We start from the raw sequence: 16,199 nt of genomic DNA, 5'->3' as shown, positions 1-16,199 counted from the left end.
AATTACCAGCCCCAAACAAAAAGCCCCGACTCTCGCGAGCCGGGGCTTTTTGCTGCAACGCTACAACGGCTCAGCCGTTGAACACGTCATCCACGCTCTTGAGCGGGTAGTTCTTCGGATACGGCAGGGTCGCCACACCGCTTTCGATCGCAGCCTTGGCCACGGCATCGGAAACCACGGTGATCAGGCGTGCGTCCATCGGCTTCGGAATGATGTACTCACGACCGAATTCCAGCGCGTCGACGCCGTAGGCAGCGCAGACTTCCTTGGGCACCGGCAGCTTGGCCAGGTCCTTCAGGGCGTTGGCGGCAGCGATCTTCATCTCTTCGTTGATGCGCTTGGCGCGAACGTCCAGGGCACCACGGAAGATGAACGGGAAGCCCAGCACGTTGTTGACCTGGTTCGGGTAGTCGGAACGACCGGTGGCCATGATCACGTCGCTGCGGGTGGCGTGGGCCAGCTCCGGCGAGATTTCCGGGTCCGGGTTCGAGCAGGCGAACACGATCGGGTTCGGTGCCATCGACTTGAGGCCTTCAGGGCTCAGCAGGTTCGGACCGGACAGGCCGACGAACACGTCAGCGCCTTCCAGGGCATCGGCCAGGCTGCGCTTGTCGGTAGCGTGGGCGAACACCGCCTTGTACTGGTTCAGGTCGTCACGGCCAGCGTGGATCACGCCGGTACGGTCGACCATGAAGATGTTTTCGATCTTCGCGCCCATGCTCACCAGCAGCTTCATGCAGGAGATGGCCGCAGCACCGGCGCCCAGGCAGACGATCTTGGCATCGGCGAGGGTCTTGCCCGCGATTTCCAGGGCGTTGATCATGCCGGCCGCGGTCACGATCGCGGTGCCGTGCTGGTCATCGTGGAACACCGGGATGTCGCACTGCTCGATCAGCGCGCGCTCGATCTCGAAGCACTCGGGTGCCTTGATGTCTTCCAGGTTGATGCCGCCGAAGGTGATCGAGATGCGCTTGACGGTGTCGATGAAGGCCTGCGGGCTTTCGGCATCGACTTCGATGTCGAACACGTCGATACCGGCGAAACGCTTGAACAGAACACCCTTGCCTTCCATCACCGGCTTGGACGCCAGTGGGCCCAGGTTGCCCAGGCCGAGGATGGCGGTGCCGTCGGAAATGACTGCTACCAGGTTGCCCTTGCCGGTGTACTGGTAGGCCAGCTCCGGGTCACGGGCGATTTCACGTACTGGCTCGGCAACACCCGGGCTGTAGGCCAGCGCCAGGTCGCGAGCAGTCGCGGTCGGTTTGGTGAGCTCTACGCTCAGTTTCCCCGGACGAGGCTGAGCATGGTATTCGAGAGCGGCAGTTTTCAAATCTGACATGATGGGCATTCCGCTTTTACTGTTCTGACGGACCGCCGAGGATACGCAAAGAGCAATGGGCCGACAAGACTGCCCGGTCACTTGTGTCAAGGCCTTTAGCCTACGACTTTAAGCCAAGAGCCGCAGCCCGCAAGGCTTTCAGTGTGTACAATCCATTTTTAAAATGTTCACAATTTATTATCTTTATTGTCTTTCCAGCATCGTCGGGTCGGTGAGTGGCAGCATCCAGCGCGCCTGACCCGGCCTGAGCCCGCCCTTGCGGGAACGATCCAGCACCCAACCGCGGGCTTCGACGCGTCGGCCTTCGAGGCCGTCGGTGAAATCAGGCGCAAAGTTGCGCGACAACCTGGCCGGCACCTGAAGCACCAGCGAATGGCCCAACTCGATCCAGATGGCGCCACCGCTGTGCTCGACCGACTGAACCTGGCCAGCGACCAGCGCAAAACCGGCCTGGCGCAGGTGCCCCGGCGCAATCACCGGCGGCTGGCCCCACAGCCCCGCGCGGGCGCTGCGGGCGGCCTGTTCAGCCTGTTGATGGCAGTCGCGCAGGGCGATGTTGGGCGCTACCGCGATGCGATAACCCAGACCCTCGCCCAGCAGTTGTTCTTCCAGATTGTGACCAGAGCGGTCGAACACATGGGCCAGGGTGCGCTTGTATTTGTCGCGCGGCTCTGTACCCGGCAGCAGCTCGACCCGCCCGCCACTGGCCTTGACCAGGGCCTGCAAACGCTGGCGCGCGGCCACCGCATAGGGCTCGCTGGGCCGCCCCTTGCGCCCGATCTCGGGAGCATTGATGCCGATCAGGCGCACATTGCGCCCATCCTTCAGACGCAAGGTATCGCCGTCGATCACCTGGCGTACCGCAACGCTCTGCACCCCGCCCTGGAGGTCGGCCGGCAGCGTACACAGCGCCTGCGCCGGCAACTGCCAGATCGCGGCCACAAAAAAGGCGCCCACCAGGGACGCCTTCTTCAACAGCATTGCCAAGCCCATGGGGCCAGCTTCGCGCCGTCTTACTTCTTGGCACCGAACATGCCGAAACGGTCGGCGAACTTCTGTACGCGGCCGCCGGTGTCCAGCACTTTCTGCTTACCGGTGTAGAACGGGTGGCACTCGTTGCAGACGTCGGTGGCCAGTGGGGCGCACAGGGTCGAACGGGTCTGGAACACATTGCCGCAGCTGCAGGTGACTGCGACTGCTTCATAATTCGGATGAATTTCTGGTTTCATGGTCACTTCCTCGACTGCGTGCCGCCACCCAACACCATTGTTGAATACCGCACGTAATTAGGCGGCGAATAATACCAGAGCATGCCATCAGCGCAAGTTGTCGCTTGTACCGACTGTCGTCTGCTAGGCTCGGCGGCTACCGAATTGCCCTTCAGAGACCCTGCGCGTGTCCGACGTCATCCTTCGCCTTGCCTTGCCCTCGCCCCTGCGGCGGTTGTTCGACTACAGGGCCCCGGCAAGCATGGCGCACACCGCATTCACCCCCGGCATGCGCCTGCGCGTGCCGTTCGGGCGCCGCGAGATGATCGGCATCCTGGTGGAGGTGTGCGAGCACAGCGAGGTGCCCGCCGACAAACTCAAGCCCGCCATCGCCCTGCTTGACCCGGTATCGCCGATACCGCCAGCCCTGTTCAAGCTGTGCGTGTGGACCGCGCAGTACTATCAGCACAGCCTGGGTGACACCCTGAGCTGGGCGCTGCCGGTGCTGCTGCGCCAGGGCGAGCCGGCCGAAGCGCACCAGGAACGCTTCTGGCAGGTGGCCCCGGGGGCGCGCCACGACGACCCGCGCATCGCCCGCGCACCGCGCCAGCGCGATGCCCTGGCCACCCTCGCGCAGCATCCGCACGGCGTGGCCCACGGCCTGCTGAGCAAGCTCAAATTGAGCAAGGACAGCCTCGACCTGCTGCTGGCCAAGGAGCTGGTGCAGGTGGAGGTACGCCGGCATGCCCCGCCGGCGCGCCACGAACACTGGCTGGCACAGCCCGAACTGCCGCTCAACGATGAACAGAAGGCGGCGTTTCATGCGGTGCAGGCAGGGTTCGGCAGCTTCCATGCCTTTCTGTTGGCCGGGGTCACCGGCAGCGGCAAGACCGAGGTCTACCTGCAACTGATCCGCGAGACCCTGGAGGCCGGCAAGCAGGCGCTGATCCTGATTCCGGAGATCAACCTCGGGCCGCAGACCCTGGCGCGCTTCGAGCAGCGCTTCAATGCGCGCATTGCCCTGCTGCATTCGGCAGTCAACGACCGCGAACGCCTCAAAGCCTGGCTGGCAGCCCGTGATGGCGAGGCCGACATCATCATCGGTACCCGCTCGGCGCTGTTCACGCCCATGAAGAACCCGGGCCTGATCATCATCGACGAGGAGCACGACGGCTCCTACAAGCAGCAGGAAGGCCTGCGCTATCACGCCCGCGACCTGGCCCTGGTGCGCGCGCACCAGGAGCACATCCCGATCCTGCTGGGCTCGGCCACGCCATCGCTGGAAAGCCTGCACAACGCCTACTCCGGCCGTTACGGCCTGCTGCGCATGAACCACCGCGCCGGCGGCGCCAAGGCGCCGCGCTTCCTGCGCCTGGACGTCAAGAGCCGGCCCCTGGACAGCGGCATCAGCGGGCCGATGCAACAGGCCATCGGCCAGACCCTGGCCGCAGGCCAGCAGGTGCTGGTGTTCCTCAACCGTCGCGGCTTTGCCCCCACGCTGCTGTGCCACGACTGCGGCTGGCTGTCGGAATGCCCGCGCTGCGATGCGCGCATGACCGTGCATCAGCGCTCCGGCGAACTGCGCTGCCACCACTGCGGCTATGACGAACGCGTACCGCGCCAGTGCCCGCAGTGCAACCATGTGGACCTGCGCCCGGTAGGTGCAGGCACCGAGCGCGCCGAGGAGCGCCTGAGCATTCTGTTTCCGGATGTACCGGTGCTACGCGTGGACCGCGACAGCACCTCGCGCAAGGACGCGATGAACCAGCTGTTCGCCACAGTGCAGCGCGGCGAGCCGTGCATCCTGGTCGGCACCCAGATGCTGGCCAAGGGGCACCACTTTCCGCGGGTCACCCTGGTGGCGATCCTGGATGCCGATGGCGGGCTGTTCTCCGGGGATTTTCGCGCCAGCGAGCGCATGGCCCAACTGATCGTGCAGGTGGCAGGGCGTGCCGGGCGTGCAGAGGAGCCAGGCAAGGTGATCATCCAGACGCACCTGGCCGACCATCCTCTATTGGTACAGCTTACCGAGCAGGGCTATTTCGCGTTTGCCGAACAGGCCCTGAGCGAGCGCCGCGCCGCCGGCCTGCCGCCCTTCGCGCACCTGGCGCTGCTGCGCGCCGAGGCGCACAAGCCGGGGCAGGCCGAGAGCTTTCTCGACGAGGCCTGCAGCGCCGCCGAGCAGTTGCTGGCAGAGCACGACCTGCACGGCATCGAGCTGCTGGGCCCGGTGCCGGCGCCGATGGAGCGACGGGCGGGACGTTTTCGTGCGCAATTGTTGTTGCAGGCCAATGCAAGGGCATCCTTGCATCGTCTGATGAGCGCCTGGCTGTTAGTGTTGGAGCAGATGCCGAGCGGGCGACAGGTGCGCTGGTCGCTGGATGTGGACCCGGTCGACCTGTACTGACCGCTTCGCCGGCAACGCCGGCTCCTACAGGTTTGATGAGCCCTGGCCCTCTGCAGAGCCTGCATTGTCGGCCAAAGGGCCCTAAAGGTTGGCAACCTCGCCCCGGCAACGGATAATACCCAGTTTTTCCACCTGCGCATCCAGGCGCCGCCGCGCTTGCGGTCGAAAGAGAAGCCCATGAAAGACACCATTCGCCAGCTGATCCAGCAAGCCCTCACCCAACTCGTCAACGACGGTGTGCTGCCTGACGGGCTGACGCCGGCGATCCAGGTGGAAAACGCCCGGGACAAGACCCACGGCGATTTCGCCAGCAACATCGCGATGATGCTGGCCAAGCCCGCCGGCCTCAAGCCGCGCGACCTGGCCGAGAAACTCATCGCCGCCCTGCCCGCCGACCCGCAGGTCAGCAAGGTGGAGATCGCAGGCCCGGGCTTCCTCAACTTCTTCCAGAACACCCAGGCCCTGGCCTCGCGCCTGGATTCCGCACTGGCCGACGCCAGGCTCGGCGTGCACAAGGCCGGCGCCACGCAGAAGGTCGTGATCGACATGTCGGCGCCCAACCTGGCCAAGGAAATGCACGTCGGCCACCTGCGCTCGACCATCATCGGCGACGCCGTGGCCCGTGTGCTGGAGTTTCTCGGTGACGATGTGGTACGCCAGAACCACGTGGGCGACTGGGGCACCCAGTTCGGCATGCTGATGGCGTACCTGGAAGAGAACCCGATCACCAGCGAAGAGCTGTCGGACCTGGAGAACTTCTACCGCGCCGCCAAGAAGCGGTTCGACGAGTCCAGCGAGTTCGCCGACCGCGCCCGTGGCCTGGTGGTCAAGCTGCAGGCCGGCGACCCCGAGTGCCTGAAGCTGTGGACTCGCTTCAAGGACATCTCGCTGTCGCACTGCCAGAAGACCTACGAGCTGCTCAACGTCAAGCTGACCATGGCCGACGTGATGGGCGAGAGCGCCTACAACGACGACCTGGCCAATGTGGTCGAGGACCTCAAGGCCAAGGGCATGCTGGTGGAAAGCAACGGCGCCCAGTGCGTGTTCCTCGACGAGTTCAAGAACGCCGAGGGCGAGCCGCTGCCGGTGATCATCGTCAAGGCCGACGGCGGCTACCTGTACGCCACCACCGACCTGGCCGCCGTGCGCTACCGCAGCGGCGTGCTCAAGGCCGACCGCGCCCTGTACTTCGTCGACCAGCGCCAGGCCCTGCACTTCCAGCAGGTGTTCGCGGTGGCCCGCAAGGCCGGCTTCGTGACCCACCCGATGGACATGGAGCACATGGGCTTCGGCACCATGAACGGCGCCGACGGCCGCCCGTTCAAGACCCGCGACGGCGGCACCGTGAAGCTGATCGACCTGCTCAACGAAGCCAAGGAGCGTGCCTACGCCCTGGTCAAGGAGAAAAACCCGCAGCTGCCTGAAGAAGAACTGCGCGCCATCGCCAAGGTGGTGGGCATCGGCGCGGTCAAGTACGCCGACCTGTCCAAGCACCGTACCAGCGACTACAGCTTCAACTTCGAGCTGATGCTCAACTTCGAAGGCAACACCGCGCCGTACCTGCTGTACGCCTACACCCGCGTGGCTGGCGTGTTCCGCAAGCTGGGCAAGGGCTTCGACCAGGTCGAAGGCGAGATCCGCTTGCAGGCACCGCAGGAACAGGACCTGGCCGCGCGCCTGGCGCAGTTCGGCGAAATCCTGAACAACGTCGCCGAAAAAGGTACCCCGCACGTACTGTGCAGCTACCTCTACGACGTGGCCGGCCTGTTCTCCAGCTTCTACGAGAACTGCCCGATCCTCGCCGCAGAAACACCCGAACAGCAGCAGAGCCGCCTGCGCCTGGCCGCCCTGACCGGTCGCACCCTCAAGCAGGGCCTGGAACTGCTTGGCCTGGAAACCCTGGAGCGCATGTAAGTTGGCTGCCAAGAAAAAACCTGCTCCCAAGCGCGGCGCCAGCCGCTATCAGGCCCCGGCCAAGCAACCGATACCGGGCTGGATGTGGCTGGCCATCGGCCTCACGGTCGGTGCGTTCATCGTGTTCCTGATGAAACTCGAGCCCAGCCGCGACGAGGTCAAGCGCACCAAGCCTGAAGCCCAGCAGAAGGCCGAGAAGATCGCCGAGGCGAACAAGACCGCGCCGAGCCCGCAGCAGCCGGTCAAGCCCAAGTACGACTTCTACACACTGCTGCCCGAGTCGGAAGTGATCGTGCCGCCCGAAGCCGTGCCGGAGAAAACCCCGCCGGTACCGGCGCAGCCACCGGTGACCCCGGCCGAGGCGGCCAAGATCGACACCGCCCGCGCCCAGGCCGCGCTGCTGGGGCAGACCCCGCCACCGGCACCGCCGGTGATCAAGCCGGCCGCTACCACGCAGTTCTACCTGCAGGCGGGCTCGTTCCGCAAAGAGGCCGATGCCGACAAGGTGCGTGCGCAGATCATCCTGCTCGGCCAGGCGGTGAAGGTGGAGTCCGGTACGGTGAAGGAAGAGACCTGGTACCGCGTGCTGGTCGGCCCGTTCAGCAATCGCGAACAGCTGACCGTGGCGCAGAAGCAACTGGCCGGCAGCGGCTTCAACAACCTGCTGCTGCAACAGCGCCAGATACGCCAGTAACCCCGATGTTCGGCGGCCCGCAGCAGCGGGCCGCCTGCTTTCAGGCCCGCGCCTGCACGTTCTTGAGCGATACCTGGGTGTTCAGCGTCCAGAAGTCGTACAGCACCCCCAGCAGAAACAGCCCGCCGGTAAAGGCATAGATCACGCCGCTGATCCACTTGCCCTGGTACATGCGGTGCACGCCGAATATCCCCAGGAAGGTCAGCAGGATCCAGGCCAGGCTGTAGTCCAGCGGGCCGGCGTGAAAGCGCAGGTCGGCCTCGCTGTCCATCTTCGGGATCAGGAACAGGTCGATCAGCCAGCCGATACCGAGCAGGCCCAGGGTGCAGAACCAGATGGTGCCGGTCACCGGCCTGCCGTAGTAGAAACGGTGCGACCCGGTAAAACCGAAGATCCACAGCAAGTAGCCGAGGACCTTGCTGTGGGTGTCCTGGGGCTGCGCCTGTTGCTGATAACTGTTCATTCATAGCCTCCACGGTTTAGAGAGAAATTTTCTAAGAAAAAATGTGACTTTTACGTGCTCAGCCGACGTATGGCGCCTCTGCAATCGACCAACGGACCAGAATTCGATCAAAAAGCTGTTATAAAGTTGCGCGCTTAACCAACAAGAGCCCTGCCCATGCGACCTTTTTTCAAGACATGGCTGACTGTTTGCCTTTTATTGCCACTGGCCGCCCACGCCACCAACCGTGAGCAACGTCTTCCCAACGGCTTCAACGTGCACACCACCAGCACTGCAGCCGTACGCTCGACCAAGGGCGCCCACGCCAAGGTCACCTCGTCCGCCGCCTCTTCCAAGGTCGCCAAGACCACCCGCCAGGTCGCCTCGATGCCGGCCAAGCAGAGCAGCGATGTGCTCAGCCGCGCGGTGAACGTGCTGGGCACTCCGTACCGCTGGGGCGGCAGCAGCCCGAGCAAGGGCTTCGACTGCAGCGGGCTGGTCAAGTACGCCTTCAACGACATCGACGAGGTCGACCTGCCGCGTACCTCCAACGCCATGGCCAGCGGCCACGGCGTGAAAGTCGACCGCAAGGATCTCAAGCCCGGCGACCTGCTGTTCTTCAACATCAAGAGTCGCCGCGTCAACCACGTGGCCATCTACCTGGGCAACGACCGCTTCATCCACGCGCCACGGCGCGGCAAGCGGGTCAGCATCGATACCCTGAACAAGCCTTACTGGCAGAGCCACTACGTGGTCGCCAAGCGCGTACTGCCCAAGGAGCAGCCGCAAACCCAACTGCGCCTGGCCAAACGCTAGACCTGATCGGGCGAACGCGCGTTCGCCCTGGCCGTTTCCAGGCTGACGACTCCCCGCCTCACCAGGCCCTGCAGGCTGCTGTCCAGGGTCTGCATGCCTAACGCCGCGCCGGCCTGCATGGCCGAATACAGCTGCGCCACCTTCCCCTCGCGAATCAGGTTGCGCACCGCCGGCGTGGCCAGCAGGACCTCGTGCGCGGCCACTCGCCCGCCTTGCACCCTGGGCACCAGCACCTGGGCCACCACCGCCTGCAAGGCGTCGGCGAGCATCGTGCGCACCAGGGCCTTCTCCTGCGCGGCAAACACGTCCACCAGCCGGTCGATGGCCTTGGCCGCCGAGGCGGTGTGCAGGGTCGCCAGCACCAGGTGGCCGGTTTCGGCGGCGGTCAGGGCCAGGCGGATCGTCTCCAGGTCGCGCAGCTCGCCAAGCATGATCACGTCCGGGTCCTGGCGCAGCGCAGCCCGCAGCGCCTGGGCGAACCCCTGGCTGTGACGCCCCATCTCACGCTGGCTGAGCTGGCTGCGCAGCGGGCTGTGGATAAATTCGAGCGGGTCTTCCAGGGTCAGGATATGCACGGCGCGCTCGCGGTTGAGGTGATCGACCAGCGCCGCCAGGGTGGACGACTTGCCTGAGCCGGTGGGGCCGGTCACCAGCACCAGCCCGGCCGGCGACTCGGCAATGCGACGAAACACCTCCGGCAGCTGCAGGCTCGCCAGCGTCGGCACCTGGTCGGGTATCAGGCGCAGTACCGCCGCCGGCCCGCGCACCTGCACGAAGGCGTTGACCCGAAAGCGCCCCAGCCCGGGCACGGCCACGGCAAAGTCCAGGTCCTGCAGCCTGGCGAAGTCCTCCTGCTGCTGTGGGCTCATGAGCTGCGCCAGCAGGGCATGCAGGTTGTCGCTGCTCAACGCCGCCGGCCCCAGCGGCTGCATCTGCCCGTCACGCCGGATCATCGGCGCACTGCCGGCCGCCAGGTGCAGATCGGAGGCGCCTTCCCTGAGCGCCAGGGCCATCAGCCCGGTCATGTCCATAACACTCCCCAAACATCGCCAAGCAGGTAGAATGCCGCAGACCCGAACAGCCGCTGGCGTTGATCCATGTCCACCATAGCAGACAACCTTTCCACGCTTGCCGACCGCATCCGCAGCGCTGCACAGGCCGCCGGGCGTGACCCCGGGCAGGTCCGCCTGCTGGCCGTGAGCAAGACCAAGCCGGCTGCCGCGATACGTGAAGTGTATGCGGCCGGCGTGCGCGACGTGGGCGAAAACTACTTGCAGGAAGCCCTGGCCAAGCAGCTCGAATTGACCGACCTGCCCTTGACCTGGCACTTCATCGGCCCCATTCAATCGAACAAGACGCGAGCAATCGCCGAGCACTTCGACTGGGTACATTCGGTGGACCGACTGAAAATCGCACAACGCCTCAGCGAACAACGCCCTGCCGGGCTGCCCGCACTGAATGTGTGCGTGCAGGTCAACGTCAGCGGCGAGGCCAGCAAATCGGGCTGCAACCCCGACGAGCTGCCGGCGCTGGCCCAGGCCATCGCGGCGCTGCCGCACCTGAAGCTGCGCGGCCTGATGGCGATTCCCGAACCCACCGACGACCCGGCCGCCCAGGCGGCGGCATTCGCCCGTGTACGCCAATTGCAGGACAGCCTGAACCTGGGCCTGGACACCCTGTCGATGGGCATGAGCCACGACCTGGAAGCAGCGATTGCCCAGGGCGCGACCTGGGTGCGCATCGGCACCGCCCTGTTCGGTGCCCGCGACTACGGCCAGGCCTGACCCATGCATCGTTCACCTTCTTCAACCAAGGACCTGACATGAGCAAGACTCGAATTGCCTTCATCGGCGCCGGCAACATGGCCGCCAGCCTGATCGGCGGCTTGCGCGCCCAGGGTGTGGACGCCGCGCAGATCCGCGCCAGCGACCCGGGTGCCGAGACGCGCGCCAGGGTGCACGCCGAACACGGCATCCAGCTGTTCGAAGACAACGCCCAGGCCGTCGATGGCGCCGACGTGGTGCTGATCGCGGTCAAGCCGCAAGCCATGAAGGCGGTGTGCCAGGCGCTCAAGCCAAGCCTCAAGCCCAACCAGCTGGTGGTGTCGATTGCTGCCGGCATCACCTGCGCCAGCCTGCGCAACTGGCTGGGCGAGCAACCGCTGGTACGCTGCATGCCCAACACCCCGGCGCTGCTGCGCCAGGGCGTCAGCGGTCTGTACGCCACCGAGCAGGTATCGGCCGAACAACGCGCCGAAGCCGAGCAACTGCTCTCGGCAGTGGGCGTGGCCCTGTGGGTCGACAGCGAACAGCAACTGGATGCAGTGACCGCGGTCTCCGGTAGCGGCCCGGCGTATTTCTTCCTGCTGATCGAGGCGATGACCGCAGCCGGCGAAAAACTCGGCCTGCCCCGCGACGTCGCCTCTCGGCTGACCCTGCAAACCGCCCTGGGCGCGGCGCACATGGCCGTGGCCAGCGATGTCGAGGCCAGCGAACTGCGCCGGCGCGTCACCTCCCCCAATGGCACCACCGAGGCGGCGATCAAGTCGTTCCAGGCCAACGGGTTCGAGGCGCTGGTAGAAAAAGCACTGGGCGCCGCGGCGCACCGCTCGGCCGAAATGGCCGAACAACTGGGCAACTAAGGAGCTCTGCATGAATGCACTTTCGGGCGCCGCGATCTTCGTGGTGCAAACACTGGTCAGCCTGTACCTGGTCATCGTGCTGCTGCGCTTCGTGCTGCAGCTGGTAAAGGCCAACTTCTACAACCCGCTCAGCCAGTTCGCGGTGCGCGCCACCCAGCCGCTGCTCAAGCCGATCCGGCGCGTCATCCCCAGCGTGTTCGGGCTGGACACCTCATCGCTGATCCTGTCGATCGTGATCCAGGCGCTGCTGATGGCGTTCGTGCTGATGGTCACCTACGGCACCTTCGGCGACATCCCGCACCTGCTGATGTGGGCCGTCATCGGCGTCACCTCGCTGTTCCTGAAGATCTTCTGGGTCGCGATGATCGTGATGGTGATCGTGTCGTGGATCGCCCCCGGCAGCCACAACCCCGCCGCCGAGCTGGCCTACCAGATCAGCGAGCCGGTGCTGGCACCGTTTCGCAAGCTGGTGCCCAACCTCGGAGGCCTGGATATTTCGCCGATCTTCGCCTTCCTGGCGATCCAGGTGATCCAGTCGTTCGTGATGCCGCCGCTGGCCGCCTACGCCGGAATGCCGCAGGAACTGTTCCGCATGATCTGACCCGCACCGCCCCCGGCCGCAAGCCGCGCCATGTTGCTTGCCGCTGGGGGTGGCGGTCTTTAGACTTACGCCTCATTCAAGCGTGAGCAGGGTCGATGTCCACTGTCTTTCCCGAAGATTCGGTCGGTCTGGTAGTACCGCAACTGGCGCGATTCGATGAGCCCCTGGCCCTGGCCTGCGGTCGCTCGCTGGCCAGCTACGAGCTGGTCTTTGAAACCTACGGTACCCTCAACAGCGCGGCCAGCAATGCCGTGCTGATCTGCCATGCCCTGTCCGGGCATCACCATGCCGCCGGCTACCACAGCCCCGACGACCGCAAGCCGGGCTGGTGGGACAGCTGCATCGGGCCGGGCAAGCCGATCGATACCAACCGCTTCTTCGTGGTCAGCCTGAACAATCTCGGCGGCTGCAACGGCAGCACCGGCCCCAGCAGCGTCAACCCGGCCACCGGCCAGCCCTACGGCGCCGACTTCCCGGTACTCACCGTGGAAGACTGGGTGCACAGCCAGGCGCGCCTGGCCGATCGCCTGGGCATCGGCCAGTGGGCCGCCGTGGTGGGCGGCAGCCTGGGCGGCATGCAGGCGCTGCAATGGACCATCACCTACCCCGACCGCGTGCGCCACTGCCTGGACATCGCCTCGGCACCCAAGCTGTCGGCGCAGAACATCGCCTTCAACGAAGTGGCGCGCCAGGCCATCCTCACCGACCCCGAGTTCCACGGCGGCTCGTTCCAGGCCGAAGGCGTGATCCCCAAGCGCGGGCTGATGCTGGCGCGCATGGTCGGGCACATCACCTACCTGTCGGATGACTCGATGGGCGAGAAATTCGGCCGCGAGCTCAAGAGCGACAAGCTCAACTACGACTTTCACAGCGTCGAGTTCCAGGTCGAAAGCTACCTGCGCTACCAGGGCGAGGAGTTCTCCGGGCGTTTCGATGCCAACACCTACCTGCTGATGACCAAGGCGCTGGACTACTTCGACCCCGCCGCCAGCCACGGCGGCGACCTGGCCGCGACCCTGGCCCACGTCACCGCCGACTACTGCGTGATGTCGTTCACCACCGACTGGCGTTTCTCGCCGGCGCGCTCGCGGGAGATCGTCGATGCGCTGATCGCCGCGCGCAAGAACGTGTGCTACCTGGATATCGACTCGCCGTATGGCCACGATGCCTTCCTGATCCCGACCCCGCGCTACATCACGGGATTCACGAACTACATGAACCGCATCGTCTGCTGAGGACCCCATGAGAGCCGACCTGGAAATCATCCAAGACTGGATCCCCGCCGGCAGCCGGGTACTCGACCTCGGTTGCGGTACTGGCGAGCTGCTCGCCTCGCTGCGTGACACCAAGCAGGTGGCCGGCTACGGCCTGGAAATCGACCCCGACAACATCGCCCAGTGCGTGGCCAAGGGCGTCAACGTCATCGAGCAGGACCTGGACAAGGGCCTGGGCAACTTCGCCAGCAACAGCTTCGACGTGGTGGTCATGACCCAGGCCCTGCAGGCCGTGGAGTACCCCGACCGGATCCTCGACGAAATGCTGCGCGTGGGCCGCCAGTGCATCATCACCTTCCCCAACTTCGGCCACTGGCGCTGCCGCTGGTACCTGGCGACCAAGGGTCGCATGCCAGTGTCGGACTTCATGCCGTATACCTGGTACAACACGCCGAACATCCACTTCTGCACCTTCGAGGATTTCGAGGCGCTGTGCAGCGAACGTCGCGCCCAGGTGCTCGACCGCCTGGCGGTCGACCATATGCACCGGCATGGGTGGGCGAGCAAGCTATGGCCTAATCTTCTAGGGGAGATCGGCATTTACCGTGTCAGCAGCCCGGGCCTGCAGGAACACAAGGTCGCGGTTTGAACAACCCACACTGGAGGAGACAGATCATGGGTCGCTTGTTGAGCTTTTTACTGGTTGCCTGCCTGAGCACGACGGCGCTTGCTGCCGATGCGATCAAGGGCGAGCGCAAGGAAGTCTTCGGTGACACCACGGTGCACTACAGCACCTTCATCTCCACCTTCCTGCAGCCGGACATCGCCAAGGCGGCGCAACTGGTGCGCAGCAAGAACCAGGGCGTGATCAACGTGTCGGTGATCAAGGCCGGCAAGCCGCAGGTGACCCAGGTCAGCGGCAGCGTCAAGGACCTGAGCAGCCGCACGGTGCCGCTCAGCTTCAAGCAGATCACCGAACAGGGCGCGATCTACTACATCGCCCAGTTCCCGGTGGAGCAGCAGGAAACCCGCACCTTCACGATCAATGTTGCAATTGGTGGCAAGACCGAGACCATCAGTTTCAACCAAGAGCTCTTCCCAGGCGAATGATGAACATCCAGCAACTCGTATTGGCCAGCCACAACGCCGGCAAACTCAAGGAACTGCAGGCCATGCTCGGTGACACCGTGCAACTGCGTTCGATTGGCGAATTCAGCAGCGTCGAGCCGGAGGAAACCGGCCTGTCGTTCGTCGAGAACGCCATCCTCAAGGCGCGCAATGCCGCACGTATCTCCGGGCTGCCGGCCCTGGCCGACGACTCGGGCCTGGCGGTGGACTTTCTCGGTGGTGCGCCGGGCATCTACTCGGCGCGCTACGCCGATGGCCAGGGCGACGCGGCGAACAACGCCAAGTTGCTCGAGGTACTCAAGGACGTGCCGGACGCCGAGCGCGGCGCGCAGTTCGTGTGCGTGCTGGCGCTGGTACGCCATGCCGACGACCCGCTGCCGATCCTGTGCGAGGGCCTGTGGCATGGACGCATCCTGCACCAGGCCAGCGGTGCCCACGGCTTTGGTTACGACCCGCTGTTCTGGGTACCGGAGCGCGACTGCTCCAGCGCCGAGCTGAGCCCCGCCGACAAGAACCAGATCAGCCACCGCGCCCGCGCCATGAGCCTGCTGCGTCAGCGCCTGGGCCTGCAATGACCGACCGCACGCCGGCACAGCCACTGCATCTGGGCGAGGCTGGCTTCAGCTCCAACGCACCACGGGCGGCACTCGCGCAGCTGCCGCCGCTGTCGCTGTACATCCATATCCCGTGGTGCGTGCGCAAATGCCCGTACTGCGACTTCAACTCCCATGCCGCCACCCCGCAGCTGCCGGAAGAGGCCTACGTCGACGCCCTGCTCGCCGACCTCGACCAGGAGCTGGGCGCGGTGTACGGGCGACCGATCAGCTCGATCTTCTTTGGCGGCGGTACCCCGAGCCTGTTCAGTGCCCGTGCGCTGGGCCGCCTGCTGGCGGGCGTGGAGCAACGCATCCCGTTCGCCGCCGACATCGAGATCACCCTGGAGGCCAACCCCGGGACCTTCGAGCAGGAGAAGTTCAAGGCCTACCGGCAACTGGGCATCAATCGCCTGTCGATCGGCGTGCAGAGCTTCCAGCAAGCCAAGCTCCAGGCGCTGGGGCGCATCCACAACGGTGACGAGGCGGTTCGTGCGGCCGGCATGGCGCGTGCGGCGGGGTTCGACAACTTCAACCTGGACCTGATGCACGGCCTGCCCGACCAGTCGCTGGACGATGCGCTGGGCGACCTGCGCCAGGCCATCGCGCTCAACCCTACCCACCTGTCGTGGTACCAGTTGACCCTGGAGCCGAACACGGTGTTCTGGAACCAGCCGCCGCTGCTGCCCGAGGACGACATCCTGTGGGATATCCAGGAGGCCGGGCAGGCGCTGATGGCCGAGCACGGCTACCGCCAGTACGAAGTGTCGGCCTACGCCCAGCCAGGGCGCCCGGCGCGGCACAACCTCAACTACTGGAGCTTTGGCGACTTCATCGGCATCGGCGCCGGTGCCCACGGCAAGCTCAGCCACCCGGACGGGCGCATCGTGCGCACCTGGAAGACCCGGCTGCCCAAGGACTACCTGAACCCGGCCAAGGCGTTCAAGGCGGGCGACAAGCTGCTGGCGGTGGACGAACTGCCGTTCGAGTTCCTGATGAACGCCCTGCGCCTGACCGAGGGCGTGGAGGCTGCGCTGTTCGCGCAGCGTACCGGCCTGCCGCTGGAACAACTGGCGGCGGCGCGCCGTGAAGCCGAACAAAAGGGCCTTTTGCAGGTCGAACCGACGCGGCTGGTGGCGACACCGCGGGGCCAGCTGTTTCTCAACGACCTGCTGCAGTATTTCTTGACCTAAGGATAGCGA

Annotated in this window: 17 protein-coding genes; 12 read left to right on the top strand and 5 right to left on the bottom strand. The window is 65.3% G+C overall.

Annotation, left to right across the window (positions count from 1 at the left end; all coding sequences use genetic code 11):
• Positions 1-70 precede the first annotated feature (70 nt).
• The 3 genes from CR917_RS19825 to rpmE all read right to left on the bottom strand — a co-directional run bounded on the left by CR917_RS19825 (position 71) and on the right by rpmE (position 2,568).
• On the bottom strand, positions 71-1,339 hold the full coding sequence (locus CR917_RS19825) for a malic enzyme-like NAD(P)-binding protein (RefSeq protein WP_043860148.1): 1,269 nt from the start codon (positions 1,337-1,339) through the stop codon (positions 71-73).
• 183 nt (positions 1,340-1,522) lie between these two features.
• Complete coding sequence (locus CR917_RS19820; RefSeq protein ID WP_256589725.1) at positions 1,523-2,320, bottom strand: thermonuclease family protein; 798 nt, start codon at positions 2,318-2,320, stop codon at positions 1,523-1,525.
• Positions 2,321-2,352: 32 nt separating this feature from the next.
• A complete protein-coding gene (gene rpmE / locus CR917_RS19815; RefSeq protein WP_043860144.1) occupies positions 2,353-2,568 on the bottom strand; it encodes a 50S ribosomal protein L31 in 216 nt (71 codons plus the stop codon).
• Positions 2,569-2,734: 166 nt separating this feature from the next.
• Here rpmE and CR917_RS19810 point away from each other — a divergent pair, with 166 nt between their 5' ends.
• From CR917_RS19810 to CR917_RS19800, 3 genes are all read left to right on the top strand, one after another.
• Entirely contained in the window at positions 2,735-4,954 is a 2,220-nt protein-coding gene (locus tag CR917_RS19810) for a primosomal protein N' (protein ID WP_078481693.1), read from the top strand.
• A gap of 177 nt (positions 4,955-5,131) precedes the next feature.
• Positions 5,132-6,868 carry an arginine--tRNA ligase gene (gene argS / locus CR917_RS19805; protein ID WP_104572831.1) on the top strand — a complete coding sequence of 579 codons (1,737 nt, stop codon included), beginning with the start codon at positions 5,132-5,134 and terminating at the stop codon, positions 6,866-6,868.
• A 1-nt stretch (position 6,869) separates the two neighbouring features.
• Positions 6,870-7,562 (top strand): SPOR domain-containing protein, encoded by a 693-nt coding sequence (locus tag CR917_RS19800; protein WP_043860141.1) that lies wholly within the window; start codon positions 6,870-6,872, stop codon positions 7,560-7,562.
• A 40-nt stretch (positions 7,563-7,602) separates the two neighbouring features.
• Here CR917_RS19800 and CR917_RS19795 read toward each other — a convergent pair whose 3' ends face one another.
• Positions 7,603-8,025, bottom strand: coding sequence for a TM2 domain-containing protein (locus CR917_RS19795; protein WP_043860140.1), 423 nt, complete (start codon positions 8,023-8,025; stop codon positions 7,603-7,605).
• Positions 8,026-8,181: 156 nt separating this feature from the next.
• On the opposite strand from CR917_RS19795, the gene CR917_RS19790 reads away from it, so the two are divergent.
• A complete protein-coding gene (locus tag CR917_RS19790; protein WP_043860139.1) occupies positions 8,182-8,820 on the top strand; it encodes a C40 family peptidase in 639 nt (212 codons plus the stop codon).
• Here the strand turns inward: CR917_RS19790 and CR917_RS19785 are convergent.
• Positions 8,817-9,851, bottom strand: coding sequence for a type IV pilus twitching motility protein PilT (locus tag CR917_RS19785; protein ID WP_104572830.1), 1,035 nt, complete (start codon positions 9,849-9,851; stop codon positions 8,817-8,819). The genes CR917_RS19790 and CR917_RS19785 overlap by 4 nt on opposite strands.
• A gap of 66 nt (positions 9,852-9,917) precedes the next feature.
• On the opposite strand from CR917_RS19785, the gene CR917_RS19780 reads away from it, so the two are divergent.
• The 8 genes from CR917_RS19780 to hemW all read left to right on the top strand — a co-directional run bounded on the left by CR917_RS19780 (position 9,918) and on the right by hemW (position 16,190).
• Positions 9,918-10,604: a YggS family pyridoxal phosphate-dependent enzyme gene (locus CR917_RS19780; RefSeq protein WP_054915543.1), complete on the top strand. Its 687-nt coding sequence runs from the start codon at positions 9,918-9,920 to the stop codon at positions 10,602-10,604.
• A gap of 38 nt (positions 10,605-10,642) precedes the next feature.
• The gene (gene proC / locus CR917_RS19775) at positions 10,643-11,461 is read left to right on the top strand and encodes a pyrroline-5-carboxylate reductase (protein ID WP_043860136.1); all 819 of its coding nucleotides are present in this window, start codon (positions 10,643-10,645) and stop codon (positions 11,459-11,461) included.
• Between the two features lie 10 nt (positions 11,462-11,471).
• On the top strand, positions 11,472-12,062 hold the full coding sequence (locus CR917_RS19770) for a YggT family protein (RefSeq protein WP_054915542.1): 591 nt from the start codon (positions 11,472-11,474) through the stop codon (positions 12,060-12,062).
• Positions 12,063-12,157: 95 nt separating this feature from the next.
• Complete coding sequence (locus CR917_RS19765) at positions 12,158-13,297, top strand: homoserine O-acetyltransferase (RefSeq protein ID WP_043860134.1); 1,140 nt, start codon at positions 12,158-12,160, stop codon at positions 13,295-13,297.
• A 7-nt stretch (positions 13,298-13,304) separates the two neighbouring features.
• A complete protein-coding gene (gene metW, locus CR917_RS19760; protein WP_043860133.1) occupies positions 13,305-13,925 on the top strand; it encodes a methionine biosynthesis protein MetW in 621 nt (206 codons plus the stop codon).
• A gap of 26 nt (positions 13,926-13,951) precedes the next feature.
• The gene (locus CR917_RS19755; RefSeq protein ID WP_043860132.1) at positions 13,952-14,386 is read left to right on the top strand and encodes a DUF4426 domain-containing protein; all 435 of its coding nucleotides are present in this window, start codon (positions 13,952-13,954) and stop codon (positions 14,384-14,386) included.
• Positions 14,383-14,979, top strand: a complete 597-nt coding sequence (gene rdgB / locus CR917_RS19750) for an RdgB/HAM1 family non-canonical purine NTP pyrophosphatase (protein ID WP_043860131.1) — start codon at positions 14,383-14,385, stop codon at positions 14,977-14,979. The genes CR917_RS19755 and rdgB overlap by 4 nt, the downstream gene beginning before the upstream one ends.
• Positions 14,976-16,190 (top strand): radical SAM family heme chaperone HemW, encoded by a 1,215-nt coding sequence (hemW, locus tag CR917_RS19745; protein WP_043860130.1) that lies wholly within the window; start codon positions 14,976-14,978, stop codon positions 16,188-16,190. The genes rdgB and hemW overlap by 4 nt, the downstream gene beginning before the upstream one ends.
• Positions 16,191-16,199: the final 9 nt, after the last annotated feature.

It is taken from the genome of Pseudomonas sp. BRM28 (assembly GCF_002939405.1).
GTDB lineage: Bacteria > Pseudomonadota > Gammaproteobacteria > Pseudomonadales > Pseudomonadaceae > Aquipseudomonas > Aquipseudomonas palmensis.
Note: the sequence above shows the minus strand (reverse complement) of the source record. Positions and strands in the feature narration are given on the sequence as shown.